Origin of the sequence: Kitasatospora sp. NPDC101157 (genome assembly GCF_044768255.1) — a bacterium.
Lineage (GTDB): Bacteria > Actinomycetota > Actinomycetes > Streptomycetales > Streptomycetaceae > Kitasatospora.
The window spans coordinates 59511-81022 of record NZ_JBIWPL010000023.1 but is presented as its reverse complement, the minus strand read 5'-3'; the positions used below and the strand labels follow the sequence as shown (position 1 = coordinate 81022).

The window sequence follows — 21512 nt, the reverse complement described above, 5'->3', positions numbered from 1 at the left end:
GTCAGTTACCCGCGACCAGCGCCCGGAACCCGGACCCGCGCTGCAGGTCCTCCAGGTCCCGCTGGAGCGCCGGGCGCGGGACGGTCAGCACCGGGCAGGTGGCGTGCCGGACGCAGTAGGCGGTGATCGACGGCCGGATCAGCCGGGAGAGGCGGCTGCGCTCCCGGCCCGCGCCGAGCACCAGGAGGTCGCCCGGCCGGTCCGCGCAGCGCACCAGCGCGTGGCCGGTCTCCCCACGCACGGCCTGGCAGCGCAGCCGGGCTCCCGCGTGGCGCCCGGCGAAGGCCTCGTCCAGCGCTTGCCGCAGCCGGGCGACGGCGGCGTCGCGACCGGCCTCGACCACCGGCGGGCCGACCACGCGGCGGTAGCCGAGTTCCTCCCCCGGTGGGGTCCAGCACAGCACCGCGAGCACCTCGACGTCCGTGCGCCGGGCCTCGGCCACCGCGTGGTGCAGGGCGGCGAGGCTGCCGAGCGAGCCGCTGACACCGACCACGATCCGGCCCGCGCCCGCACCGGTGTCCGCACCCGTTGCCGTGCCCGCTTCCGCGTCCCTGCCCGTCATGGCCTGCCCCGCCTCTCCGCCCGCCTCGAACCGACCGCGCCGTGTCGCCGAGCCGATCCGCGCCGTGTCACGACACGTGTCGACCGAACCGACCCGAGCGGTATCACCCCAGCAAAGCCGCCGGTACCCCCGCCGCCCCGCCCGTTGACACGCCCCTGACGCGGCGCCCGGCGTTCCGTACGCGCCCCTGATGCCCAACGGGCGCGGGGCCGCCGAGCCCGTGCGCGTCAGGCCTCCGGCGCCTCCGCCTCCCACAGGTCGGCGAACATCCGGTCCAGGTGCTCCTCGCCGATCGGCGGGACCGGCAGCGGGTGGGTGGCCCGGGTGCGGAAGCCGTCCAGCAGCAGGGCGAGGTAGCGGCGCCAGAGGTCGGGGCGCAGCTCGGTGGCGGCGGGCAGGGCTCGGCAGAGCGGGCCGAGCAGGAAGAGCAGGTCCATGGTGACCACGTCGCGCCGCATGCTGCCCTGTTCCTGGGCGCGCGCGATCAGGGCGCCGACGGTGGCGGCGTGCCCGCGGCTGATCTCGATCATGCCGGGGATGGTCGGGATGGCCTGGGTGACCAGGTCGTTGATGCCCCGGTCGGCGGCCACGAGTTCGAAGATCCGCTCGAAGTAGCGTTCCAGGCCGGTCCAGGCGTCCTCGGCGGCGAGCGCCTCCCGCCCGGCCGTGGCCAGTCCGGCTCCGGCGTCCGCGAAGACCTCGGCGATCAGCGCCTCGCGGGTCGGGAAGTTCCGGTAGAGGGTGGCGTTGCCGACGCCCGCCTCCTTGGCGATCTGGTCCAGCGGGACGTCGAGGCCGTGCCGGGAGAACATCTCGCGGGCGGCGGCCAGCAGCAGGTCCCGGTTGCGCTGCGCGTCGCGCCGGAGCCGTCCCGGGGGGTTCGCGCTGCTCTGTGCCATGCGCAGACCCTAGCAACCGCGCGGCCGCAGGGGGCCGTCGGCTCGACGGCCCGGCCGACAACTACCCTACGGACAAAGATCCACCAGCAACGATCAGGAGCGGTCGGGAGCGGCCGCGGGGTACGGGGGCGGCATGGCCACGGTGACGGAGTTGCGGTACTACCCGGTGAAGGGCTGTGCCGGAGTGCGGGTCGAGCAGGCGGAGTTGACCCCGGCGGGGCTGGCCCACGACCGGGCGTTCATGGTGGTGGACGAGCAGGGCGTGTTCCGTTCCCAGCGGCGGGACGCGCTCCTGGCCACCGTCCGCCCGACGATGGAGCCGGACGACCGGCTGGCCCTCGCCGCCCCCGGGGTGGAGCCGGTGGCGTTCCCCGTGGACACCGTGGGCCCGCGCCACAAGGTCGAGTTGTTCGGCGCGCCCTTCCTCGCCGTGGACCAGGGCGACGAGGCGGCCGACTGGCTCTCCCGGGTGCTGGGCGCGCCCAGCCGGCTGGTCCGGGTGCCACCCGAGCACGACCGGGTGACCGACGGGCTGAACCCGGGGACGTCCGGCTTCGCCGACAGCAGCGCGGTGCACCTGCTGTCCCGCTCCAGCCTGGACGACTTCAACGCCCGCACCGGCGGGGCCCCGCTGCCGGTGGAGCGGTTCCAGCCCAATCTGGTGGTCGACGGCTGGCCGGAGCCGCACACCGAGGACCTGCTGCGCCGGTTCACCGTCGGCGGCGCCGAGTTGGGCTACACGAAGCTGGCGATCCGCTGCTCGGTGACGCTGGTGGACCAGTCCACCGGCGGCAAGGCCGGCCCGGAGCCGCTGCGCACGCTGGCCCGCTACCGCCGGGCGGCGGCCGGCGGGGTCGCGTTCGGCAGCAAGTTCTCGGTGCTGCGCCCCGGCACACTGCGGGTCGGCGACGAGCTGACGGTGAGCGAGTGGGGGCCGTCCGAGCTGTAGGCCCACCCCTCCTCGACGGACCGCGCGCAGCGCCCGTGGTCCCGGCGGGCGTCCCCGCCGGGACCACGGGCGCGCCGGCGGGGCGTCAGCAGGTCTGGTCGATCAGGGAGAACGTGGCGTAGTGGTCGCCGGTGTAGTAGTCCTCCTGGGAGGCCTCCCCGGTGATGATCCGACGGGTGCCGCGGGTCCGGGCACCCGGGGTGATGACGGTGTACTCGTGGTAGTACCCGTACGACTGGCTGGGCAGGACGTTCTCTCTGTTCTGGAAGACGACGCCGTCCTGCGAGTACGGGAACGGACCGTCCGAGGCGATCAGGTTCAGGGTGTCGGTGGCCTCCGGCGGAAGCGCGGACAGACACACCGTGCCGCTCACGTCGGCGTGCGCCTCGGTGGCGACGGCGACGGGGGCGAGGGTCATCAGGGCGACGGCGGTGATGGCGGCAGCGCGGGTCTTCCACGCGCGTAGAGTGCGGGTCATGCCCCCAGTGTGTCGAGCCACCGACAACTCCGAAAGACTTCAGCAGAGTTTTTACCGGCGGGTAACTCCCGCTTCTCATAAGAGACTTGAGCCGTACGTCGCCATCCGGTGACACACCGTCGGGGCCGTCCACGAACCGCCCGTGCCGCCCTTGGGTCGACCGCCATCGAACAACCGCACGTGCCGCTGTCGGGCTGCTCACACCTTCACAGCACTCCCACAACGGCCCGCCCGTGCCGCATAGAGTGACGGATCGTGTCGGACCGGAACGATCTCTGACGGGGTGGACATGGATACGGGCGCCAGTACGGACGGCGGTACGGGTGGCGGTACGGGTGGCGGTTCGACCGTCGGCAAGGGCACGGCGCTGAGCGCCCACCAGCTGATCGGACTGCTGGTCGACGCCGGCGGCTTCCACAGCTGGGACGAGCCGACCACCACGCTGACGCCCGCATCCAACTCCTCGCCCACGTCCAAGTCCTCGCCCCCGTCCTCGCCGACGTCCGCGCCGACGTCCGCACCGCTCACCTCGGCGCCCGCCGATCCCGGCTACCGCGCCTCGCTCGACCGGGCCCGCCGCCGCACCGGCCTGGACGAGGCCGTGCTCACCGGCCTCGGCCTGGTCGACGGACGGCCGGTCGCCCTGATCGCCTCCGAGTTCGGCTTCCTCGGCGGCTCGATCGGCGTCGCCACCGCCGAGCGGATCACCCGGGCCGTCGAGCGCGCCACCGCCGAGCGGCTCCCGCTGCTCGCCCTGCCGGTCTCCGGCGGCACCAGGATGCAGGAGGGCTCGGCCGCCTTCCTCTGCATGCTCCGCATCACCGCCGCCGTCCAGGCCCACCGCGCGGCCGGCCTCCCCTACCTCACCTACCTGCGCAACCCGACGATGGGCGGCGTCTTCGCCTCCTGGGGCACCCTCGGCCAGCTGGTCTTCGCCGAGCCGGGCGCCCGGCTCGGCTTCCTCGGCCCCCGGGTGTACGAGCAGCTGCGCGGCGTGGAGCTGCCGGCGGACGTCCAGCTGGCCGAAACACTGGCCGGGCGCGGACTGGTGGACGCCGTGGTGCCCCCGCAGGAGCTGCGCGAGCTCCTGCGCCGCACGCTCGCCGTCCTCGGCACGACGCCTCCCCCTTACAGGGGTGCGACTCCGTCCGCACCCAGCGGTCCCGCCCGGTCCGACCACCCCGTCGAACCGCCCGCCCCGCACCCCGACGCCTGGGACTCCGTCCGCCGCACCCGTCGCCCCGACCGCCCCGGCACTCGTGAGCTGCTGCGCCGCACCGCCGAGGAGCTGGTGCTGCTGGACGCGCCCGGCGGTCGCGAGGGCGCACTGGTCCGGGCGCTCGCCGTGCTCGGCGGCCGGCCCGTCCTGGTGGTCGGCCAGCAGCGGCGGACCCCGGAGCACGAGCGCCCCTTCACCGCCGCCGACCTGCGGGCCGTCCGGCACACCGCGCGTCTGGCCGAGCAACTGGGCCTGCCGCTGGTCACCGTGGTGGACACCGCAGGGGCCGAGCTGTCCGCGCGGGCCGAGCTGGACGGGATCGCGGTGGAGATCGCGCACTGCCTGACCACCCTGCTCGCGCTGCGCACGCCCGTCCTCGCCGTCCTGCTCGGCCAGGGCTCCGGCGGCGGCGCACTGGCGCTGCTCCCCGCCGACCGGGTGCTCGCCGCCGAACACGCCTGGCTGGCGCCGCTGCCGCCGGAGGGCGCCTCGGCGATCGTGCACCGGGACGGCGCGCACGCCCCCGAGCTGGCCCGGGCCCAGGGCATCGGCGCTCACGACCTGGCGCGGGTCGGGCTGGTGGACGAGGTGGTCCCGGAGCTACCGGACGCCGCCGAGGAGCCGGAGGCGTTCTGCGCACGCCTGGGAGCCGCGCTCGCAGCGGCCCTCGGTGAACTGTCGGCGACCGGTGAAACGGACCGGCTCGCCGCCCGGGCACTCCGGCACCGGCGCCTCGGCGACCTTCGATGACCGTGGGTGAGCGGGTCCGGCCGGGCCGTGAGCGGATCCTGTGGTGCCGGACACAGATCGTCAGTACCCAAAGTACTGTCACCGGATCGTCCGGTGACCGCCGGGGCTCCCAAACGGTGAGTGCGCTCACAGGGGATTCGCGGCTACGACGAGCCGTAGTGATGGGCTCGGGACCGCCACCGAGCGTCCGGACAATCCTGACAACCCGCCCCGATCCGGGCATTTCCCCAGCTCAGAGGCCGTAGCCTCGCCCCGGTCGAGCGCCCCTTCGTTTCCATGGTCACCGCCGCGCCTACGACGCCGCGTCGTAACAAGGGGGTCTTGGCGGGGGCCGACCCGGTCTGGCAACAATGGCTCTCGTCGTCAGCCGCACCGGCTCCTGTCCCGCCGGTCGACGGCTTGCCGCCGAGTCGCGTCCCACAACCGCAACGGCCCCTGTCCGGCCCGTGGTCCTGGGTGGGGCGCGACTCGGCCCAACCCGATTGAGGTCCTGTCTTACATGCCCGCTTTCAAGCTCCGTATGCGCACTTCCGCCGCGATCCTTGCCGGCGCCGCTGGTCTGACCGCCCTCGGCGCGGGCGTCCTGCCCGCCACCGCCAACGCCGCCACCGCCTCCCCGCAGGCCATCGCCGCTCAGATCGTCCCGGCGAACCAGCTGGCCTCGTTCAGCCAGATCATCTCGCACGAGTCCGGCTGGAACGTGACCGCGACCAACCCGAGCTCGGGCTCCTACGGGCTGGGCCAGGCACTGCCGGCCTCCAAGATGGCCTCCGCCGGCCCGGACTGGAAGACCAACCCGGCCACCCAGATCAAGTGGGCGCTGGACTACATGAACACCCGCTACGGCAGCCCGAACGCCGCCTGGGCCTTCTGGCAGACCCACCACTGGTACTAAGCCGACCGACCACCGGCGTACCGAGTTCCACCCGTCACCTGACCATTTCCCCCTCACCCCGGGGGTCGGACAGGGACCACCGGGGTGACCCGTACAGGGCCCGGGCCCGCGCGAACCGCGTGGCCCGGGCCCTGTCGTGCTTCCCGCCCCAGGGCCACCGCCCGTGGCCACCGCCCCCGGCCGCCGTGCGTGGCGCCGTCCGCTCCGCGGCTTCCTCCGCCGCTCCTCCGCGGTTCGTCCGCCGGGTTCTCCGCGGCTCAGAGCTCCCCGGTGAGCCCCAGCAGCTCCCGCATCCGCGCGTACTTGGCGACCAGCCGCTCGGCGGTGGGCCGGTCCAGCGCGGCCAGCCGGGCCGGGTCGGAGTTGTGCGCCAGGTCGGCGCGCTTGACCAGCAGCGCGCCGGGCGTGGCCAGGATGCGCGCGGTGTACGCCTCGACCGGCTCCTCCGGCCGCCGGGTGAGCGCGTCGACGATCGCCTTGGTCTCCTCAGGCAGCGCGGCCCGCGCCAGCCACTCCCGGCTCAGCCGCCCGTCCTCGACGGTGTCGTGCAACCACCCCGCCGCGATCTGCGCCTCGCTGCCGCCGCGGGCCGCCGTCCCGCCCGCAACGGCGGCGATGTGCTCTTCGTACGGATGGCCGTTCTTGTCCACCTGCCCCTCGTGGGCACGGCGCGCGATGGTCTCCACCTCGGACAGGCTCAGGTACTGGTCCACCGGCTCATCGTAGGCCCGCCCGCCCGACCGCTCGCCGGAACCCGTTGATCAACTCGTCGAAGGCCACTGGTTTACTGCCTCGGGGGGTTTTCGGCGGTCTCGGGGTCCAGGCCCTCGGGCGGGCGACACCCGCCCACCCGGCAGACCCGTACGAGCGATCCGAGGAACCATGCCAGCCCTCCACCCGCTGCTGTCCGCCTTCGCGCCGATCTGGGCCCTCACCGCGGTCGGCTACCTCGTCGCCCGCGCCGGGCTGATCGGACCGCAGGCGGAGATGGTGCTGACCCGCTACGTCTTCCACGTCGCGATGCCGGCCGCCCTCTTCCTGATGATCGCCCGTACCCCGCTGGGCCACTTCGCCAACCCGTCGATGCTCGCCTTCGTGGCCGGTGCCGCCGCCGCGACCGGCCTCGGGCTGCTCGCCGGGCGCGTGCTCTTCCAGCGCAAGCGCGGCGAACTGGCGATCGGCGCGATGGCCGCCGGCTACGTCAACTCCGCCAACCTCGGCATCCCGGTGACCGTGCAGGTCGTCGGCGACGCCTCCTTCGTCGGACCGGTGATCCTCTTCCAGATCCTGCTGGTCACCCCGGCCGTCCTGGCCGTCCTGGACAGCGGCGCGGCCGGCCGCCGGGCCCTGCTCACCCTGCCGCTGCGCAACCCGGTCCTGCTCGCCACCGCGCTCGGCGCCGTCGCCTCCGCGACCGGGCTGCAGCTGCCCGCCGAGGTTCACCACTCCGCCGAGCTGCTCGGCGGCGCCGGAGTGCCGACCGCCCTGGTCGCCCTCGGCATGTCGCTGCACAACCGCCCGCCGGCCGACGGTCTCTCCCGCCGCGCCGAGGTGGGGGTGACCGTCGCGATCAAGACCCTGGTCCAGCCGCTGGTCACCCTGGTCGTGGCCGGCCCGGTGCTCCACCTGGCCACCCACCAGCTGCTCACCGTGGTGCTCTTCTCCGCCCTGCCGACGGCGCAGAACGTCTACACCTACGCCCGCGAGTACGGGCAGGGCACCGACCTCGCCCGGGACGCGGTGCTCTGGTCGACGCTGGTGTCGATGGTGACCCTGTCCGTGATCGCCTGGACCCTCGGGCCCGCGTAAGCGCCTCCTGCCCGCCCGCTCACTCCTGCCGGGCGGCGGCCACCACGGAGGTCATCGCCTCCAGGAAGCGTCGGACCGTCGCCAGCTCGGCCGGGTCGAACCGGCCCATCGCGGCGACCAGGTCCCCGATCAGCCCGCCGAAGAAGCCCTGCCCCAGCTCCATCGCCCGCTCCTCCACCAGCAGCCGGACCTTGCGCCGGTCCCCCGGATCGCGCTCCCGGCGGATCAGCCCGAGCCGCTCCAGCCGGTCCACCAGACCGGTGGTGCCCGCCGAGTTCAGCCGCAGCGCCTCGCCGAGCCGGCCGGGAGTGACCACCTCCCCGGCCCGGGCCGCGTCCAGGAGGTGGATCAGTGCCCGCAGGTCGGTCGGGTGCAGACCGCTACGGGCCGCGAACTCGGCTCCGAACAGGTCGAGTTCGACCGTCAGACCGCGCAACAGGTGGACCAGCCGCATCGGCTCCTCAACCTCGGACACCCTCTCGTCCTTCCTCGGGCACGTGTGTGCCACTATTCTCTCGCTCAGCGAGATACTTGTTCAACGAGTCATTGAGCGACCGACCCAGCACGTGGTCCGGTGCGTCGACCGCACGTGATCACACCACACCGCGGAGGCCCATGATGTCCGCCCGCACCACCCCGTCCCACCCACCGCGCCTCGCGCCCTTCCTCGCCGCCTACGACGCGCTGCTCGCCCGCTGGCCGGTCCCGGTCGAGCCGCTCACCGTCCGCACCGCCCACGGCACTACCCGGATCAACGCCTGCGGACCCGCCGACGGCCACCCCCTCGTCCTGCTCCACGGCGGCGGCGCCACCTCCACCATGTGGTACGCCAACGCCGGCGCTCTGGCCGAGGCCGGCCACCGCGTCCTCGCCGTCGACCTCATCGGCGACCCCGGGCGCAGCGTCCACGACGGCGGCCCGCTCGGCGACGTCCCCGGCCTGCTCGGCTGGCTCGACGCCGTGCTCGACCAACTGGGCGTTCGCACCGCCGACTTCTGCGGCCACTCGTACGGCGGCTGGATCGCCCTCGAATACACCCTCCACGCGCCCGCCCGGGTCAGCCGCCTCGCCCTGCTCGACCCCACCCTGTGCTTCGCCGGCTACCGCCCCGGCTACCTCCTGCGCGCCCTCCCCCTCTTCCTCCCCCGCCGCACCCCGGGCCGCGCCCGCAACTACCTCGACTGGGAAGCCGCCGGCGACCCCCGCACCGACCCCGACTGGCGAGAGCTCTACGCCCTCGGCTACGCCGACTTCCCCGCCTCCCCCGTCATCACCGGACCCCGCCCCACCCCCACCCAACTGCGCACCCTCACCACCCCCCTCCTCGCCCTCTACGCCGAACGCTCCCGCGCCCACGACCCCCACCGCACCGCCGCAACCACCCGCCGCACCCTCCCCCACGCCACCGTCACCACGATCCCGGGCGCCTCCCACCACAACCTCCCCATGACCGCCGCCCCTCAGGTCAACCACCACCTCATCAACTTCCTCCTTCCACCCCGCCCCTGACCTCCACCCCAACCACCTGCGCAGGCCCCCGTCTCCCACGGCCTCCCCCAGCACCACCCACCAGGCAGCTCAACTCCCCCACGCCGCACCGCACGGCCAATCCCCACCTCAGCCGCAACCGCCCCATGTTCCGAGCCCACGTGCCGCGCAGGAAGTCGAACCCACCGACCTCCCACGCAAAGCTCCCACCAGCCAACATCACAATGGCTCGTGTCGCCGCCGACCCAGGTGCGCGGTGGCGCTCATGGATTCCCACTACCGGCGACAAGCAGCCGTCCGAACACGAAGCCAACGTCGGCTCAGGCCCCGCTCTGCGCCTGGCGCCTGTCCACGTACTCGGTGATGATCGAGAAGAACCGCGCCGGGTCCTCGAACGGCAGGCCGTGGCCGCCGGGGACCTGGAGGTAGTCGGCCTGGTGGATGGCGGCGGCCAGTTCCCGCTGGTGGTGGGGCGGGATGATCTGATCGTCGGCGCTCGCCAGCACGAGTGTCGGCGCGGTGACCCGACCCACCGCGTCACGCAGGTCGATTCGGGTGTCGAGTTCCATCTGCCCGAGGATGCGCTCGTCGAGCATGGCCGTGAAGCCTGCGGCCATTTCGGCGAACTGCGCGTCGTCGAGACTTCCGAGGAGCCCGGGCCCCATCGCGGTGAGGGTCAACTGGCGGGCCAGTAGGGCCGGGTCGGTACGCAGCAGGCGTGCCCACAGGTCGAACATGAACGCCTCGCGCGGGCTCGTTCTGACCCATCCGGCGTGCAGGGCGAGCGAGGTCACGGCAGCAGGGTGGCGGGCGGCCACGGCCGTGGCGATGACGGAACCCACCGAGTGACCGGCCAGGTGGAACCGTTCCAGTCCCGCGGCCTGGGCAGTGGCGACGACGCGGTCGGCGAGTGAGTCGAGGTCGATCGGTGCGGGGTCGGCGGGGGTGGCGCCGGCGCCGGGCAGGTTCGGGGCGACGACGGTGTACCGGTCACGCACCGCGTCGATGAGGGCTCCCCAGTTCGAGGTCGCGTCAGCGCCGGTGCCATGGATCAGGACCAGGCCCGGGCCGGATCCGGCGACGACGTGATCAAGCGGTTCACGACTGGCCAAGGGGTGCCTCCATAAGTGAGTGGCTGAGTGAGGTCCCCAAGGTAGCAGAGTTCTGTCATGTAGCAGAGCCCTGCCATAAGCCAGTGTTCGAGCGGGTGGCGTAGGATCACCCTCATGGAGATGCCGGTCACGGAACGCCTCGGACTGCACATCAAGCGGGTGGAGCAGGAGCTGATGGCGGCCAAGCACGCGGCGCTCCGGCCGCTCGGGCTCACGGTTCCGCAGTACGTCGCGCTGTACACGCTCGACGACCAGCCGGGGCTCTCCGCCGCCGCACTCGCCCGTGCCTGCCTGGTCACCCCGCAGACCATCGCCACCGTGCTCGCCAATCTGGAGGCGAAGGGCCTGATCACCCGCCAGCCGCATCCCTGGCATCGCAAGGTGGCCGAGGTGCGCCTCACCGACGACGGACGCCGACTGCTCGCGCAGGCCGACGCGAAGGCCGTAGCCATCGAACGACGAATCGCCAACGGCTTCAGCCACGAGGAACGCGCTCTGCTGATCGACCTGCTGGCCCGCGCATCAGGTCAACTGGCGCTCGCACCGGAGCAGGACTGACACCGCAGCCGGCCCCCGCCGGCGACGGGCAATGCGATGCGGGCGACGGGCATGCGGGCGGCGGGCGGCAGCCGACCGACCAGGTTCGCGCCGCGGCCGACGACGGCGAGCGTGTCGTGCCAGGTGACGTCGATGCCGACATCGTCGTCATCGGACGTCAGGTCCGCCACGATCGCGGCGGCCCGGTCAGCCGCAGCCTGGCCGGGTCCAGCCGGCGTCGGTAATGACAGCAGCGGACAATGGCCTGGCGTTGTCGGCGCCAGGTGGAGTTCAGGGCATGAGCGCGAGGCGGAGAACCGGCGGCGCCTGACAGTTGGCGGCTGCCACGTGGTGCTGGAGGCAACTTCCCGGCAGCACTCCGTCACGTCCAGCCGCCGCACCTCCTCCGCGCCGACCCGGCCGTACCGGTCGTGCCGCTCGGGAGCGGGTTGGCGTCAGTAGATCTCGGGAGCGGGTTGGCGTCAGTAGATCAGGTAGCCCGGGCGGTGCCCTTCGTCCTCGATCTCCCCGGTGGCCTGGGCCCGCAATTTGCGGGACAGTTCTTCGAGGGCCCGGGAGGCAGCGACCTCCTCGCCGATCCTGGCGAGCGGACGGTCCTCCGCGCTCTTCTCGGCCTCACCGTGCGCGCTCAGGCCCGGCGCCCTCGCGCCCGTCAACCGAGCGTCGCACGTCGTGTGCACGCCGTCTTCGTCGAAGTTCAGCTCCACGTCCCACTGGTTGTGCATGCCACACCTCCTGGCGCCGGCCCCCGTCCGCCGGTCCGGGCCGACCAGGGCGGTGGACCCGTGGCGGCCGCTCACACCAGCGTGCGCCCGCCCCACCCGTGGCGGCAAGCGCGGCCGTTGTCGCGAACACCGGCCCGGTGCCGCCGCGTCCGATCGGCTCGGCCGACGCCCCGGCGGTACGCTGACGGGAGCGCGCCGCAAACGCCGCGCCTCCCCCGGACCCGCCGGCGCGGCGCGGGGCAGCGACAACCTGGTGGTCCCTCCGTGGCGGTCTTCCTCCTCGCCCTGGGCGCGGCCTGCTGTCTGGGACTCGGCTTCGTCCTCCAGCAGCACGCGGCGCAACGGGCCCCGCGTGGCGACATGCTGCGCTGGCGCCTGCTGCTGGACCTGGTGCGGATGCCGGAGTGGCTGCTCGGCACCGGCTTCATGATCACCGGTCTGCTCCTTTCCGCGCTCGCGCTGAACCAGGGCGAGGTGTCGCTGGTCGAGCCGTTGCTCGCGACCAACCTGCTCTTCGCCATGGCGCTCTCCCGGATGCTGACCCGTCAGACCCTCGGCCGCTCCGGCTGGGCCGGGGTCCTGCTGCTGGGCCTCGGGGTGACGGCGTTCATCGTGGCCGGGCAGCCGACCGGAGGCGGTCCACCCGCCGGGGAACTGCGCCACTGGCTGGTGGTCGGCACGGTGGTCGGGCTGACGCTGCTGCTGGTCACGCTCGCCCGGCGGCTGTCGCTGTTCGAGGAAGCCACCCTGCTGGCGCTCGCCGCCGGACTGCTCTACGGCCTCCAGGACGCGCTGACCCGCACCACCACCCAGCGCATCGGGCACAGCGGCCTGGCGGTGGTGCTGCGCACCTGGCAGCCGTACGCGGTCGTGGTGGCGGGCGTGGTCGGACTGCTGCTGGTGCAGAGCGCCTTCGAGGCCGCCCCGCTGCGGATGTCGTTGCCCGCGCTGACCGCCGCCCAGCCGCTGTCCGGGATCGCGTGTGCGGTCGGCTTCCTCGGCGACCGGCTGCGGGTCACCCCGGGCGCGCTGGCCTGGGAGGCCGCCGGACTGGTGGCGATCGTGACCGGGGTGATCGTGATCGGCCGGCATCCGGCGATGCCCGGAAGCGTCCAGGACACCCTGGAGAGCATCGGGGCTCCACCGGAGGTCGACTCGGCCGACAGCGCCGCCGACCCGGACCGGGAGAACAGGGACAACGAGAGAGGCGGAAGCAGCACCACCGGGGCCGACGACGGTGACCGCCGCGATGACACCGGCTCCGAGGCCGAAGCGAACGGGAAGGGTGAGTAGACGGACCGATGTGCTGGAGCGCCCGGGCGGACGTCGTGGTCGGCGGGGCGGTCGCGGGCATCGGCGTGGCCTGTCTGGTGCGCGCCCGGCGGTCGGGGCGACCGCAGCGCCTGCCGCTCGCCGCGCTCCCGCTGGTGCTGGGCGTGCACCAGCTGATCGAGGCGCTGGTGTGGCTCGGCACGGGCGGTGAGCTGCCGTCGACCGTCGCCGCGACGGCTCGTACCGCCTGGGTGGTGATCGCCCTGCCGCTGCTGCCCGTCCTGGTCCCCACCGGGGTGTGGTGCGCCGCCCATGAGCCCGGGCACCCGGCCGGCCCCAACCGCCGCCGCGTGCTCGCGCTGCTGGCCCTACTGGGCGTAGCGATCGCGATCCCGCTCGCGGCCGCCGTTGCCGCCCACCCGGTGACGGCCGACCGGCACGGCCGCACCCTCGGCTATGCCATCGGCATCCCGCACCCGGCCCTCCTGCTCGCCGGCTATCTCCTCGCCACGGTCGGCTCCCTCCTGCTCAGTGGCGACCGTCTGCTGCGCCGCCTCGGTCTGCTCACCGGAGCGGGCGCCGTGCTCTGCGCCCTCCTCTGGCGATTCGCGTTCCTTTCCACCTGGTGCGCCCTCGCTGCTCTGGCCAGCCTCCTACTCCTCCACTGGGCAGGGCGGCCGCCCGAGGACCGTCGCTGAACGGTGGTTCTCGGCCCGCCCGAGCGCGTCCGTCGCTCGATCGAGGCCCGACTGCTACTGCCCTGCCGCCTCCAATGCGACGTCCGTGACCTCCGCCCCTTCCGTCACCTGCTCATCGGCCCCGGCACGTCCGTGTCCGCGCTGGCGGTCCATCTCCCGCCATTCCGGCCGCAGTCCGGTCAGCGTGGTGGTGGCGAAGTACAGGACCCCGGCCGTGAGCAGGCCGGGTATCAGGCCCACCAGAGCGACGGCCGCGCCCGCGAGGAGGCCGCCGAGCGGGATGCCGGCCCAGGCAAGGGAGTCACCGAGGGCGTGGACGCGGCCGAGCAGGTGGCGTGGCACCCGTTCGAAGAGGACCGCGCCGAGGATCGGGTTGAGGAATCCGGAGCCGAAGCCGCCCACGGCGAAGACCGCGACCACTGCCCACATCGGCGCGTCCAGCGCGAGCACCAGGTAGCGGGGCGCACCGGCGAGCAGGAAACCGACGAAGAAGACCGTACGGCGGGGCAGCCGGTGGGCGAGCGCGGCCGCTATCAGGCTGCCGGCCACCGCGGTGACGCCCATGACACTGCCGAGCAGCCCGAGCGCAGCCGGGCCGTTGCCGGACTCCCGCGCCCACACCGGGAGCAGGACGGTCGAGAACCCGGCGTCGAGCAGGTTGGTGATGCCGACCATCACGGTCACGGTGAGCAGCAGCGGCTCGGCGCGCAGGAAGCCGAAGCCCTCCCGGAACATCCGCCAGTAACTGCTGCCGTGCCGGTCCGGCTCGGCCGGACCCGGACCCTCGTCCGAGGCCGGGGCGGGGGCGGGCGCCGGGGCAGGGGCAGGAGTGGCGGCCGGGGCGGGGGCGGCGGTCGGCGCGGCGGCCGGGACCGAGGTCGGGTCCGCTGGGCGCCCCATGCCCGACGGCAGCGCCAGGGCGATGATCAGCGATCCGAGCGCGAAGGTGCCCGCGTTGACCGCCAGCCCGGCGAGCGGCCCCACGAGTGCGACCAGCCCTCCGCCGACCGCCGGTCCGACCGTCGAGGCCAGCCGTTCGGTGACGCCGGACAGTCCGGTGGCCCGCTCCATCGGCACCCGGGCGTGGTCGGCCGCCTCCGGGACCATGACCGACTTGGCCAAGTCCCCGGGCCCGCGCATCGCACCGATCACGGCGACCATCGCCAGCAGCATCCAGAACGGCAGCAGCCCCTGGGCGTGCAGCAGCGGGACCAGCCCGGCCGCGACGGCGCTCACCGCGTCCGTCGTCCAGGACACCACGCGCGGCCCGAGCCGGTCGACGACCGGCCCGGTCAGGGCCTTGACCAGCACGTACGGCGTCATCTCGGCGAAGGCGACCAGACCCGTCAGGGTGGCGCTGCCGGTGGTGGCCAGCACGAACCACGGCAGGGCGATGGCGGAGACCCGCGTCCCGGTCAGGGAGACCGCCGTCGCGGCGAGCACTCCGACCAGCGGCCGTAGGCTGCGCACCGGCACAGCGGCGTCGGTGGTGGTCATTCGGCTCTCCCCTCACCCGATTCGGACAGCCCCTGCGCGTCGGGCAGCACGTGGACCACCACGGAGACCTGCTCGCTGCCCTCCGGCACCGGTCCCTCGGCGCCGACCCGCCGGTAGCGCCGGAGGACCGCCGAGAGCTCCGCGGTCAGCTGCTCGGCCTCGCCCGGCGTGATCTGCAGCAGCACGTCGCTGAAGTCGACCGCCTTGCGCCAGTCCCTGGGCATCGTCTCGAAGGAGTCGAGCACGCGCTGCCCGGCCATGGTGTGGCCGGCCAGGACGGCGCGCAGGAAGCCGACGGCCGTCTCGGGCTCCTCGTCCGCCATGTCCTCCCCTGTCCAGACCGTCATCCGGTGTGCCGAACGCCACCACCGCTCACGGGCGTTTCCGCGCTCCTCGTCCTCCTCGACGAAGCCCGCGGCGGCGAGCTGGCGCAGGTGGTAGCTGGTGGCTCCGGAGTTGAGCCCCAGCTGCTCGGCGAGCCTGGTCGCCGTGGACGGGCCGTGCTTGCGGAGCAGCCCGACCAGCTGCATCCGGACGGGGTGGGCCATCGCTTTCATGCCCTTGGCAGTGAGGACGACGTGCGGGTCGTCGCTGTGCATCCAGCCGCGGTCTTCGGTCATGGCCAGGAGCCTAGGACCGCAAAGACCAGTTTGCAAAGGGTTTTTTGCGAAGCGCCCTTTGCGATCTCCGGGCCCGCCCGTGCGGACACCACGCGGTCATCGAGCGGCCCCGGCGGCCGCCCCTCCCCGCCGGTCGGCGGACCGCCCACCCGCCGCTCGGCGGGGGCCGGGACCCGGTTCGTGTCCTGGAGCCGGATTGTCACCCGGGCGGAGGAGGAGCAGGCTGGCAGCAGGGCCAGGGAAGCGGCCCGCCCCGGTCGGCCGCGGACTCGATGACGGCCGCCGGTCAGGCACGAGGGGCAGGGCCATGGCACGCGGGAAGCTCTGGGGCTACGTCGCTTCGGGGGCCCGGGCGCTCGGCGCGCTCGGCGGCGCGGGCGGCGCCCGCGAGGGCGGTGCGGGCGCACCGGACGGCCTCGGGCCGCACCCGCGGTTCGCGATGGCCGGGCCCAGGACGCTCTCCCGGACGGAGCTCGACCAGTTGCGCTGGACGGGCCGCCAGGCCGGGTGCGAGCCCCAGGCGCGGCACGTCCAGGTCGCCGAGGTGGTGCGCCGGGTGGTGCGCGGCGGCGGCCGGGCGGCGGCCGTCACGGTCCGCCTGGCGCCGGGGCTGCCGGTGGTGGCCGGGGACGCCCGCCGGATGGAGGCCGCGGTGGCCGGACTGGTCGACCACGCGATCCGGCGCAGCCCGCTGGGTGGCCGGGTGCTGGTCCGGGCGGACGTCAGGCGTACCGGGCCGGCGGCGCTGCGGGCCGGAGCCGGGCGGGGCCGGGCCGCCGCACGTGGCCGGGAACGGGTGGAGATCCGAATATCCGATCGCGGCGCGTACGAGCCGCCCGGGGCCCGCGAATGGCTGCTCGCGGGCGTGCGGCCGACCGGACCGGTCGGCCCGGCGCTGCACAGCCTGGTGCTGGCGGCGGGCGGGTGGCTCGCGGTCGAACCGACCCCCGGCGGTGGCCTGACCGTGGTGCTGCTGCTGGCGGTCGCCTACGACTGATCGGCCCGCGCCACCCACCGGCCCGCGCCACCCGCCGACCCGCGCCACCCACCGGCCCGCGCCGCCCCGCGAACCCGCACCACCCACCGACCCGCGCCACCCACCGGCCCGTGCCGCGCGGCGAACGCCGGCCACCGAACCTAGACTTGCCCCATGCCCCGGCTCAACGACCAGGTCAGGGAGCTGCTCCAGGAGTACGCCGACCTGATCAACATCACCGGCGGGGACGCCTTCCGGGCCCGCGCCTACGAGAAGGCCGCCCGAGCCGTCGGCGGCCACTCCGAGGACCTCGCCGATCTGGACGTCAAGGGACTGCAGCAGATCCCCGGCGTCGGCAAGTCCACCGCCGAGAAGATCGCCGAGTACCTCGCCACCGGGAGGATCCCCGCGCTGGAGTCGCTGCGCGCCAAGATCCCTTCCGGCGTACGGGAGATGATGGCCGTCCCCAGCGTCGGCCCCAAGCGCGCCCTCGCCCTCTACCGCGACCTCGGCATCGCGTCGGTGGACGACCTCGCCGCGGCGATCCGCGCCGACAGGCTGACCGGCGTGGCCGGTTTCGGCGAGCGCAGCGGCGAGAAGATCCTGCACGGCATCGAGCTGATGCGGCAGTCCGGCGGACGGACCCTGCTCGACACCGCCACCGAGCTGGCCGAGCAGCTGGTCGAGGCGCTCTCGGCCGTACCCGGCTGCACCCGCTGCGCGTACGCGGGTTCGCTGCGCCGGATGCGCGAGACGGTGGGCGACATCGACGTGCTGGCGACCGCCGCCGACTCCGCCCCGCTGATGGCAGCGCTCACCGAACTGCCGTACGTGGCCGAGGTGATCGGCAGCGGGCCGACGAAGACCTCGGTCCTCACCACCCAGGGGATCCAGGTGGACCTGAGGGTCGTCCCGGAGGAGGACTGGGGCGCCGCGCTCGTCTACTTCACCGGCTCGAAGGCGCACAACATCAAGCTCCGCACGATGGCGGTGCGGGCCGGGTTGAAGCTCTCCGAGTACGGGCTCTTCGAGGTGGACGGCACCACGCGGAAAGACACCAAGGGCGCCAAGGGAGCCAAGGGCGCGAACGGCGCCAAGGGCGCGAAGGGCGAGAACGACAGCGGCCCGGGCACGGGAACGGACGGCGTCAAGGTGGTGTCCGCGACCGAGGACGAGGTCTACGCCGCCCTCGGCCTGCCCTGGATCCCGCCGACGCTGCGTGAGGACCGCGGCGAGATCGAGGCCGCGCTGAACGGTGAACTCCCCGATCTCATCGAGGAGTCCGACCTGCGCGGGGACCTGCACACCCACACCGACCTGACCGACGGCCTGGCCACCCTCACCGAGATGATCGACACGGCCGCGGCCCGGGGATACTCCTACTACGCCGTCACCGACCACGCGCCGGACCTGGTGATGCAGCGGATGACCGACGAGAAGATGCTCGCCCAGCGTGAGGAACTGCGCCGACTCGCCGACCGCCACAAGAAGTTGCGCCTGCTGCACGGCACCGAGCTGAACATCGGCCCGGACGGCGGCGTGGACTGGCCGCCCGAGTTCCTGGCCGGCTTCGACGTCTGCGTGGCCTCCGTGCACTCGCACTTCAACCTCGACCGCGCCGCCCAGACCCGCCGGTTGATCCGCGCCTGCGAGAACCCGTACGTCCACATCATCGGCCACCTCACCACCCGGCGGATCGGCAGGCGCGGACCGATCGACGTCGACCTGGACGCGGTGTTCGAGGCCGCCGCGCGCACCGGGACCGCCATCGAGATCAACAGCTCCCCGCAGCGACTCGACCTTCGCGACGAGGACGTCCTGCGGGCCAAGCGGCGCGGCGTGCGCTTCTCGATCGACAGCGACGCCCACGCCACCGGCCACCTCGCCTACCCGCGCTTCGGCATCGGTACGGCGCAGCGCGGCTGGCTCACCACCGCGGACGTGATCAACGCCTGGACCTGGCAGAAGCTGAAGCGCTTCCTCCGCAAGGACGCACTGCAGAAGTGACGCACTACAGAAGTAGTATCTAGCACGCGCCGACCGACGCCCCCGGCGAGCCCAGCACCCGGGCCGCGCTGCGGTGCCCCAGGCCGGCCGCCAGCCGCAGGTCCCCGGCGTCCAGGAACCCGGCCAGGAAGCCCGCCGCGAAGGCGTCCCCGGCCCCGGTGAGGTCGCGCACCTCGGCGACCGGCGGCACGGGCACGGTGAACGGGTCCTCGCCCGGCACGTCGACCGTCGTCGGCTCGGCGCCCGCCTTGGTGACCACCGTGGTGGCCGGCAGCCGGGCGCGCTCCGGCCCCGGCAGGCCGTCGACCAGCAGCCCCAGGAAGGCGGACTCGGAGCGGTTGGCGAACACGAGGGTCGGCGCCAGCTCGGTCAGCAGGGTGAGGAACCGCTCCCGCCCGAACTGCTCCAGCATCCCGGTGGAGGAGGCGTCCACCGAGGTGGTGCCGCCCGCCCGCCGGACCCGGGCGAGCGCGTCGACCGCCGTCCGCCCGACCGGCTCGCCGTCGAAGGAGTAGGCGGGCACGTGCAGGTGCGTCAGGCCGGTCAGCCACTCGTCCGGGACGCGTTCCAGCAGTCTGGCGGCGCCGCGGTCGGGCAGCATGGTGCGCTCGCCGTCCGGGTCGATCAGCACTACGACGCTGCCGCTCCGGCCGGTCCGCTGCACCCGTACGTCCACGCCGTGGCTGCCGAGTTCGGCGACGATGCCGTCCCCGACCGCGTCCGCGCCGACGCAGCCGAGGAAGCGGACCGGGTACTGCCCGGCGGCGAAGCAGGCGACGTTGGCCGCGCTGCCGCCGCGCCGGCGGAACACCCGGGCCGCGCAGTCGGTGCCGCGGCGCAGCGGCCCGTCGGCCCAGACCACGATGTCCTCGACGAGGTCGCCGAGCACCCCGAGCACGGGTCAGGCCCCGGTGGACGAGGCGGCGGAGCCACCGGCCCGGGCGGCCAGGGCGGTGGCGATCTCGCCGCCGAGGCGGACGTTGCCCCGGTAGACCTCGACGTTGACCTCCAGACTGCGGCCGTCGGTGTCGCGCTGGATGTGGTCGAGCAGGAACGGCGTGGACGCGTTGCCGGTGATGCCCCGGCGCGCGGCCTCGGCCCAGGCACGGGCCAGGATGCCGTCCAGTTCCTCCGGCGGCAGCTGCTTGGCGGGGTCGACCGGGTTGGCGATCAGGACGGCCTGCGGCAGGGCGAGCCGGTCGCGGGCGTCGATGACGGCGGCGGCCTCCTCGGGCGACCGGACGGAGAAGTTGATCTCGTGCCCGGAGTCGGTGACGTAGAAGCCGGGGTACTTGGTGGTGCGGTAGCCGATGACCGGGATGTTGAGGGTCTCGAAGCGCTCCAGGGTGGCCCGGATGTCGAGGATGGACTTCACGCCGGCGCTGATCACGGTGACCGGGGTGGCGGCCAGGGTGGTCAGGTCGGCGGACTCGTCGAAGCTCTCCGAGGCGCCGAAGTGGACGCCGCCCAGGCCGCCGGTGGAGAAGACCCGCACGCCGGCCCGGTGGGCGAGGAAGGCGGTGGCGGCGACGGTGGTGCCGCCGTGGCGGCCGAGCGCGGCGACCACGGGCAGGTCGCGCAGGCTGACCTTGTCCAGGCCGTCGGCGGCGGCCAGTTCGGTGATCTGCTCGCTGCTCAGACCGACCGTGGGGACGCCCGCGTGCACGCCGACGGTCGCCGGGACGACGCCCGCCCCGCGCAGCTGCTCCTCGGCCTCCAGCGCGACCGCCAGGTTGCGGGGTCGCGGCAGGCCGTGGGTGAAGATCGTCGATTCCAGGGCGACCACGGGACGGCCGTCGGCGACGGCCTGCGCGACCTCCTCGGAGATCCGGATGGCGGGAGTGCCGGCGGGGCCGGCGGTGCTGGCGCGGGTTCCGGCGGGGCCGGCGGTGCTGGCGGTACTAGCGGTGCTGGCGGGCAGTCCGGTCATGATGCGAGCTTCCTGTGAGATGCCACTGCGGTGGGGCAACACGACGATCAGCGTATGGACGGTTCGGATCGGAAACCAGAATGAGTCCTGGGGTTTCCGATAGGTGACGAGCTATTGGTTCGCACTAGGATGATCCCCATGGGCTTCACCTTGCGTCAGCTGGAGGTCTTCCTGACCGTCGCCGAGACGCTGCACTTCGGCCGGGCCGCCGAGCGGCTGCACATCTCGCAGCCGACCGTCAGCCAGGAAGTCGCCCGGTTGGAGCGGACCGTCGGCGTCGAGCTCTTCGACCGGAGCCGCCGCTCGGTCGCACTGACGGAGGCCGGCGAGGTGATGGCCGCGGAGAGCGCGCGGCTGCTGGAACAAGCCGGGGCGCTGCTGACCCGGGTCCGACTGCACGAGGAGTCCCGGCTGGGGACGGCCCGGATCGTCGCCTCGCCGAGCGTGGTGAACCGGCTGCTGCCTGCCGTGGTCAGCCGCGCCGAGCAGGAGCTGCCCGCCCTCGACACCGCCGAACTCGCCGTCGACACCGGGCAGGTCTCGGCGACCCTGGCCGGCGAACTCGCCGACATCGGCCTCGGCCGCTTCCTGGAGGACGTGCCCGGCTACCGGCTGGAGCGGATCGCCGACGAGCCGGTCCGGGTCGCCGTCGGCCGGGACCACCCGCTGGCCGGACGGGCGAGCCTGCGGCTGACCGAACTGCACGACCTGCCACTGCTGTTGTGGCCTCGCGAACAGCACCCCCGGTACTACGACCACGTGCTCGGCCTGTGCGCGGAGCACGGCGTCGACCCGCCGGTGCTGGTCAGCCCGCCGCGGATCGTGGGCTCCCGGCTCTACCTGCTCGCCCGCAACCGCGCCTTCTCGCTGGTGCCCGGCTCGATGACCGGCCACCTCACCGAGGACGTGGCCACCGTACGGCTGGAAGGGCGGGCCACCCTGCCGCTGGAGATGCAGTGGCGGACGGACGACCTTCGGCCCCCGCTGGCGACGCTGCGCAACGTGATCCGGCAGGAGGCGGCGAAGCTGGAGGACCGGTAGCAGCCACCGGACCTCCGACAGCCGCAC

General features: G+C 73.7%; 23 protein-coding genes. 11 read left to right on the top strand and 12 right to left on the bottom strand.

What is annotated here, in order from left to right; translation table 11 throughout:
• Position 1 precedes the first annotated feature (1 nt).
• Entirely contained in the window at positions 2 to 562 is a 561-nt protein-coding gene (locus tag ACIRVF_RS33145) for a universal stress protein (protein WP_402826205.1), read from the bottom strand.
• Positions 563 to 789: 227 nt separating this feature from the next.
• Positions 790 to 1461 (bottom strand): TetR/AcrR family transcriptional regulator, encoded by a 672-nt coding sequence (locus ACIRVF_RS33140; RefSeq protein WP_402826202.1) that lies wholly within the window; start codon positions 1459 to 1461, stop codon positions 790 to 792.
• A gap of 133 nt (positions 1462 to 1594) precedes the next feature.
• Here ACIRVF_RS33140 and ACIRVF_RS33135 point away from each other — a divergent pair, with 133 nt between their 5' ends.
• Positions 1595 to 2410, top strand: coding sequence for an MOSC domain-containing protein (locus tag ACIRVF_RS33135; RefSeq protein WP_402826199.1), 816 nt, complete (start codon positions 1595 to 1597; stop codon positions 2408 to 2410).
• Positions 2411 to 2495: 85 nt separating this feature from the next.
• Here ACIRVF_RS33135 and ACIRVF_RS33130 read toward each other — a convergent pair whose 3' ends face one another.
• Positions 2496 to 2888 carry a ribonuclease gene (locus tag ACIRVF_RS33130; RefSeq protein ID WP_402826196.1) on the bottom strand — a complete coding sequence of 131 codons (393 nt, stop codon included), beginning with the start codon at positions 2886 to 2888 and terminating at the stop codon, positions 2496 to 2498.
• A 289-nt stretch (positions 2889 to 3177) separates the two neighbouring features.
• Here ACIRVF_RS33130 and ACIRVF_RS33125 point away from each other — a divergent pair, with 289 nt between their 5' ends.
• Both ACIRVF_RS33125 and ACIRVF_RS33120 read left to right on the top strand, forming a co-directional pair.
• Entirely contained in the window at positions 3178 to 4857 is a 1680-nt protein-coding gene (locus ACIRVF_RS33125) for a carboxyl transferase domain-containing protein (RefSeq protein ID WP_402826328.1), read from the top strand.
• Positions 4858 to 5377: 520 nt separating this feature from the next.
• Positions 5378 to 5752, top strand: coding sequence for a transglycosylase SLT domain-containing protein (locus tag ACIRVF_RS33120; protein WP_402826193.1), 375 nt, complete (start codon positions 5378 to 5380; stop codon positions 5750 to 5752).
• 257 nt (positions 5753 to 6009) lie between these two features.
• Here the strand turns inward: ACIRVF_RS33120 and ACIRVF_RS33115 are convergent, their stop codons facing one another.
• On the bottom strand, positions 6010 to 6465 hold the full coding sequence (locus ACIRVF_RS33115) for an HD domain-containing protein (RefSeq protein ID WP_402826190.1): 456 nt from the start codon (positions 6463 to 6465) through the stop codon (positions 6010 to 6012).
• Positions 6466 to 6634: 169 nt separating this feature from the next.
• On the opposite strand from ACIRVF_RS33115, the gene ACIRVF_RS33110 reads away from it, so the two are divergent.
• The gene (locus ACIRVF_RS33110) at positions 6635 to 7561 is read left to right on the top strand and encodes an AEC family transporter (RefSeq protein ID WP_402826188.1); all 927 of its coding nucleotides are present in this window, start codon (positions 6635 to 6637) and stop codon (positions 7559 to 7561) included.
• 19 nt (positions 7562 to 7580) lie between these two features.
• Here ACIRVF_RS33110 and ACIRVF_RS33105 read toward each other — a convergent pair whose 3' ends face one another.
• The gene (locus ACIRVF_RS33105) at positions 7581 to 8015 is read right to left on the bottom strand and encodes a MarR family winged helix-turn-helix transcriptional regulator (RefSeq protein WP_402826325.1); all 435 of its coding nucleotides are present in this window, start codon (positions 8013 to 8015) and stop codon (positions 7581 to 7583) included.
• A gap of 161 nt (positions 8016 to 8176) precedes the next feature.
• On the opposite strand from ACIRVF_RS33105, the gene ACIRVF_RS33100 reads away from it, so the two are divergent.
• Positions 8177 to 9070 (top strand): alpha/beta fold hydrolase, encoded by an 894-nt coding sequence (locus ACIRVF_RS33100; protein ID WP_402826186.1) that lies wholly within the window; start codon positions 8177 to 8179, stop codon positions 9068 to 9070.
• Positions 9071 to 9369: 299 nt separating this feature from the next.
• Here ACIRVF_RS33100 and ACIRVF_RS33095 read toward each other — a convergent pair whose 3' ends face one another.
• The gene (locus ACIRVF_RS33095; protein WP_402826183.1) at positions 9370 to 10161 is read right to left on the bottom strand and encodes an alpha/beta fold hydrolase; all 792 of its coding nucleotides are present in this window, start codon (positions 10159 to 10161) and stop codon (positions 9370 to 9372) included.
• 114 nt (positions 10162 to 10275) lie between these two features.
• Between ACIRVF_RS33095 and ACIRVF_RS33090 the strand changes: the two genes are divergently transcribed.
• Complete coding sequence (locus ACIRVF_RS33090; protein WP_402826180.1) at positions 10276 to 10719, top strand: MarR family winged helix-turn-helix transcriptional regulator; 444 nt, start codon at positions 10276 to 10278, stop codon at positions 10717 to 10719.
• On the opposite strand, the gene ACIRVF_RS33085 is transcribed toward ACIRVF_RS33090, so the two are convergent.
• Both ACIRVF_RS33085 and ACIRVF_RS33080 read right to left on the bottom strand, forming a co-directional pair.
• Positions 10689 to 10889, bottom strand: coding sequence for a hypothetical protein (locus tag ACIRVF_RS33085; protein WP_402826177.1), 201 nt, complete (start codon positions 10887 to 10889; stop codon positions 10689 to 10691). The two genes, ACIRVF_RS33090 and ACIRVF_RS33085, sit on opposite strands and share 31 nt — an antisense overlap.
• Before the next feature lie 291 nt (positions 10890 to 11180).
• On the bottom strand, positions 11181 to 11444 hold the full coding sequence (locus ACIRVF_RS33080) for a dsRBD fold-containing protein (protein WP_402826174.1): 264 nt from the start codon (positions 11442 to 11444) through the stop codon (positions 11181 to 11183).
• Between the two features lie 264 nt (positions 11445 to 11708).
• On the opposite strand from ACIRVF_RS33080, the gene ACIRVF_RS33075 reads away from it, so the two are divergent.
• Together ACIRVF_RS33075 and ACIRVF_RS33070 are read left to right on the top strand one after the other, a co-directional pair.
• Positions 11709 to 12737, top strand: a complete 1029-nt coding sequence (locus tag ACIRVF_RS33075) for a DMT family transporter (RefSeq protein WP_402826171.1) — start codon at positions 11709 to 11711, stop codon at positions 12735 to 12737.
• Positions 12738 to 12745: 8 nt separating this feature from the next.
• Complete coding sequence (locus ACIRVF_RS33070; protein ID WP_402826168.1) at positions 12746 to 13414, top strand: DUF6629 family protein; 669 nt, start codon at positions 12746 to 12748, stop codon at positions 13412 to 13414.
• 54 nt (positions 13415 to 13468) lie between these two features.
• Here ACIRVF_RS33070 and ACIRVF_RS33065 read toward each other — a convergent pair whose 3' ends face one another.
• Both ACIRVF_RS33065 and ACIRVF_RS33060 read right to left on the bottom strand, forming a co-directional pair.
• Positions 13469 to 14911, bottom strand: coding sequence for an MFS transporter (locus ACIRVF_RS33065; protein WP_402826165.1), 1443 nt, complete (start codon positions 14909 to 14911; stop codon positions 13469 to 13471).
• A complete protein-coding gene (locus tag ACIRVF_RS33060; RefSeq protein ID WP_402826161.1) occupies positions 14908 to 15531 on the bottom strand; it encodes an ArsR/SmtB family transcription factor in 624 nt (207 codons plus the stop codon). The genes ACIRVF_RS33065 and ACIRVF_RS33060 overlap by 4 nt, the downstream gene beginning before the upstream one ends.
• A 307-nt stretch (positions 15532 to 15838) precedes the next feature.
• Between ACIRVF_RS33060 and ACIRVF_RS33055 the strand changes: the two genes are divergently transcribed.
• The gene (locus ACIRVF_RS33055) at positions 15839 to 16528 is read left to right on the top strand and encodes a hypothetical protein (protein ID WP_402826158.1); all 690 of its coding nucleotides are present in this window, start codon (positions 15839 to 15841) and stop codon (positions 16526 to 16528) included.
• A 153-nt stretch (positions 16529 to 16681) separates the two neighbouring features.
• Entirely contained in the window at positions 16682 to 18514 is a 1833-nt protein-coding gene (locus tag ACIRVF_RS33050; RefSeq protein WP_402826155.1) for a helix-hairpin-helix domain-containing protein, read from the top strand.
• A 19-nt stretch (positions 18515 to 18533) separates the two neighbouring features.
• On the opposite strand, the gene ACIRVF_RS33045 is transcribed toward ACIRVF_RS33050, so the two are convergent.
• Together ACIRVF_RS33045 and ACIRVF_RS33040 are read right to left on the bottom strand one after the other, a co-directional pair.
• Positions 18534 to 19412 carry a carbohydrate kinase family protein gene (locus ACIRVF_RS33045; protein ID WP_402826152.1) on the bottom strand — a complete coding sequence of 293 codons (879 nt, stop codon included), beginning with the start codon at positions 19410 to 19412 and terminating at the stop codon, positions 18534 to 18536.
• A 3-nt stretch (positions 19413 to 19415) separates the two neighbouring features.
• Entirely contained in the window at positions 19416 to 20444 is a 1029-nt protein-coding gene (locus tag ACIRVF_RS33040) for a pseudouridine-5'-phosphate glycosidase (RefSeq protein WP_402826149.1), read from the bottom strand.
• A gap of 138 nt (positions 20445 to 20582) precedes the next feature.
• On the opposite strand from ACIRVF_RS33040, the gene ACIRVF_RS33035 reads away from it, so the two are divergent.
• Complete coding sequence (locus tag ACIRVF_RS33035) at positions 20583 to 21485, top strand: LysR family transcriptional regulator (RefSeq protein ID WP_402826147.1); 903 nt, start codon at positions 20583 to 20585, stop codon at positions 21483 to 21485.
• The last annotated feature ends 27 nt before the right edge of the window (positions 21486 to 21512 follow it).

Bases quoted from the DNA above. Each gene is read 5' to 3' on its own strand.
- ACIRVF_RS33145 (WP_402826205.1), bottom strand. From the start codon at position 562: ATGACGGGCAGGGACGCGGAAGCGGGCACGGCAACGGGTGCGGACACC.
- ACIRVF_RS33140 (WP_402826202.1), bottom strand. From the start codon at position 1,461: ATGGCACAGAGCAGCGCGAACCCCCCGGGACGGCTCCGGCGCGACGCG.
- ACIRVF_RS33135 (WP_402826199.1), top strand. From the start codon at position 1,595: ATGGCCACGGTGACGGAGTTGCGGTACTACCCGGTGAAGGGCTGTGCC.
- ACIRVF_RS33130 (WP_402826196.1), bottom strand. From the start codon at position 2,888: ATGACCCGCACTCTACGCGCGTGGAAGACCCGCGCTGCCGCCATCACC.
- ACIRVF_RS33125 (WP_402826328.1), top strand. From the start codon at position 3,178: ATGGATACGGGCGCCAGTACGGACGGCGGTACGGGTGGCGGTACGGGT.
- ACIRVF_RS33120 (WP_402826193.1), top strand. From the start codon at position 5,378: ATGCGCACTTCCGCCGCGATCCTTGCCGGCGCCGCTGGTCTGACCGCC.
- ACIRVF_RS33110 (WP_402826188.1), top strand. From the start codon at position 6,635: ATGCCAGCCCTCCACCCGCTGCTGTCCGCCTTCGCGCCGATCTGGGCC.
- ACIRVF_RS33105 (WP_402826325.1), bottom strand. From the start codon at position 8,015: ATGCGGCTGGTCCACCTGTTGCGCGGTCTGACGGTCGAACTCGACCTG.
- ACIRVF_RS33100 (WP_402826186.1), top strand. From the start codon at position 8,177: ATGATGTCCGCCCGCACCACCCCGTCCCACCCACCGCGCCTCGCGCCC.
- ACIRVF_RS33090 (WP_402826180.1), top strand. From the start codon at position 10,276: ATGGAGATGCCGGTCACGGAACGCCTCGGACTGCACATCAAGCGGGTG.
- ACIRVF_RS33080 (WP_402826174.1), bottom strand. From the start codon at position 11,444: ATGCACAACCAGTGGGACGTGGAGCTGAACTTCGACGAAGACGGCGTG.
- ACIRVF_RS33070 (WP_402826168.1), top strand. From the start codon at position 12,746: ATGTGCTGGAGCGCCCGGGCGGACGTCGTGGTCGGCGGGGCGGTCGCG.
- ACIRVF_RS33065 (WP_402826165.1), bottom strand. From the start codon at position 14,911: ATGACCACCACCGACGCCGCTGTGCCGGTGCGCAGCCTACGGCCGCTG.
- ACIRVF_RS33060 (WP_402826161.1), bottom strand. From the start codon at position 15,531: ATGACCGAAGACCGCGGCTGGATGCACAGCGACGACCCGCACGTCGTC.
- ACIRVF_RS33055 (WP_402826158.1), top strand. From the start codon at position 15,839: ATGGCACGCGGGAAGCTCTGGGGCTACGTCGCTTCGGGGGCCCGGGCG.
- ACIRVF_RS33050 (WP_402826155.1), top strand. From the start codon at position 16,682: ATGCCCCGGCTCAACGACCAGGTCAGGGAGCTGCTCCAGGAGTACGCC.
- ACIRVF_RS33040 (WP_402826149.1), bottom strand. From the start codon at position 20,444: ATGACCGGACTGCCCGCCAGCACCGCTAGTACCGCCAGCACCGCCGGC.
- ACIRVF_RS33035 (WP_402826147.1), top strand. From the start codon at position 20,583: ATGGGCTTCACCTTGCGTCAGCTGGAGGTCTTCCTGACCGTCGCCGAG.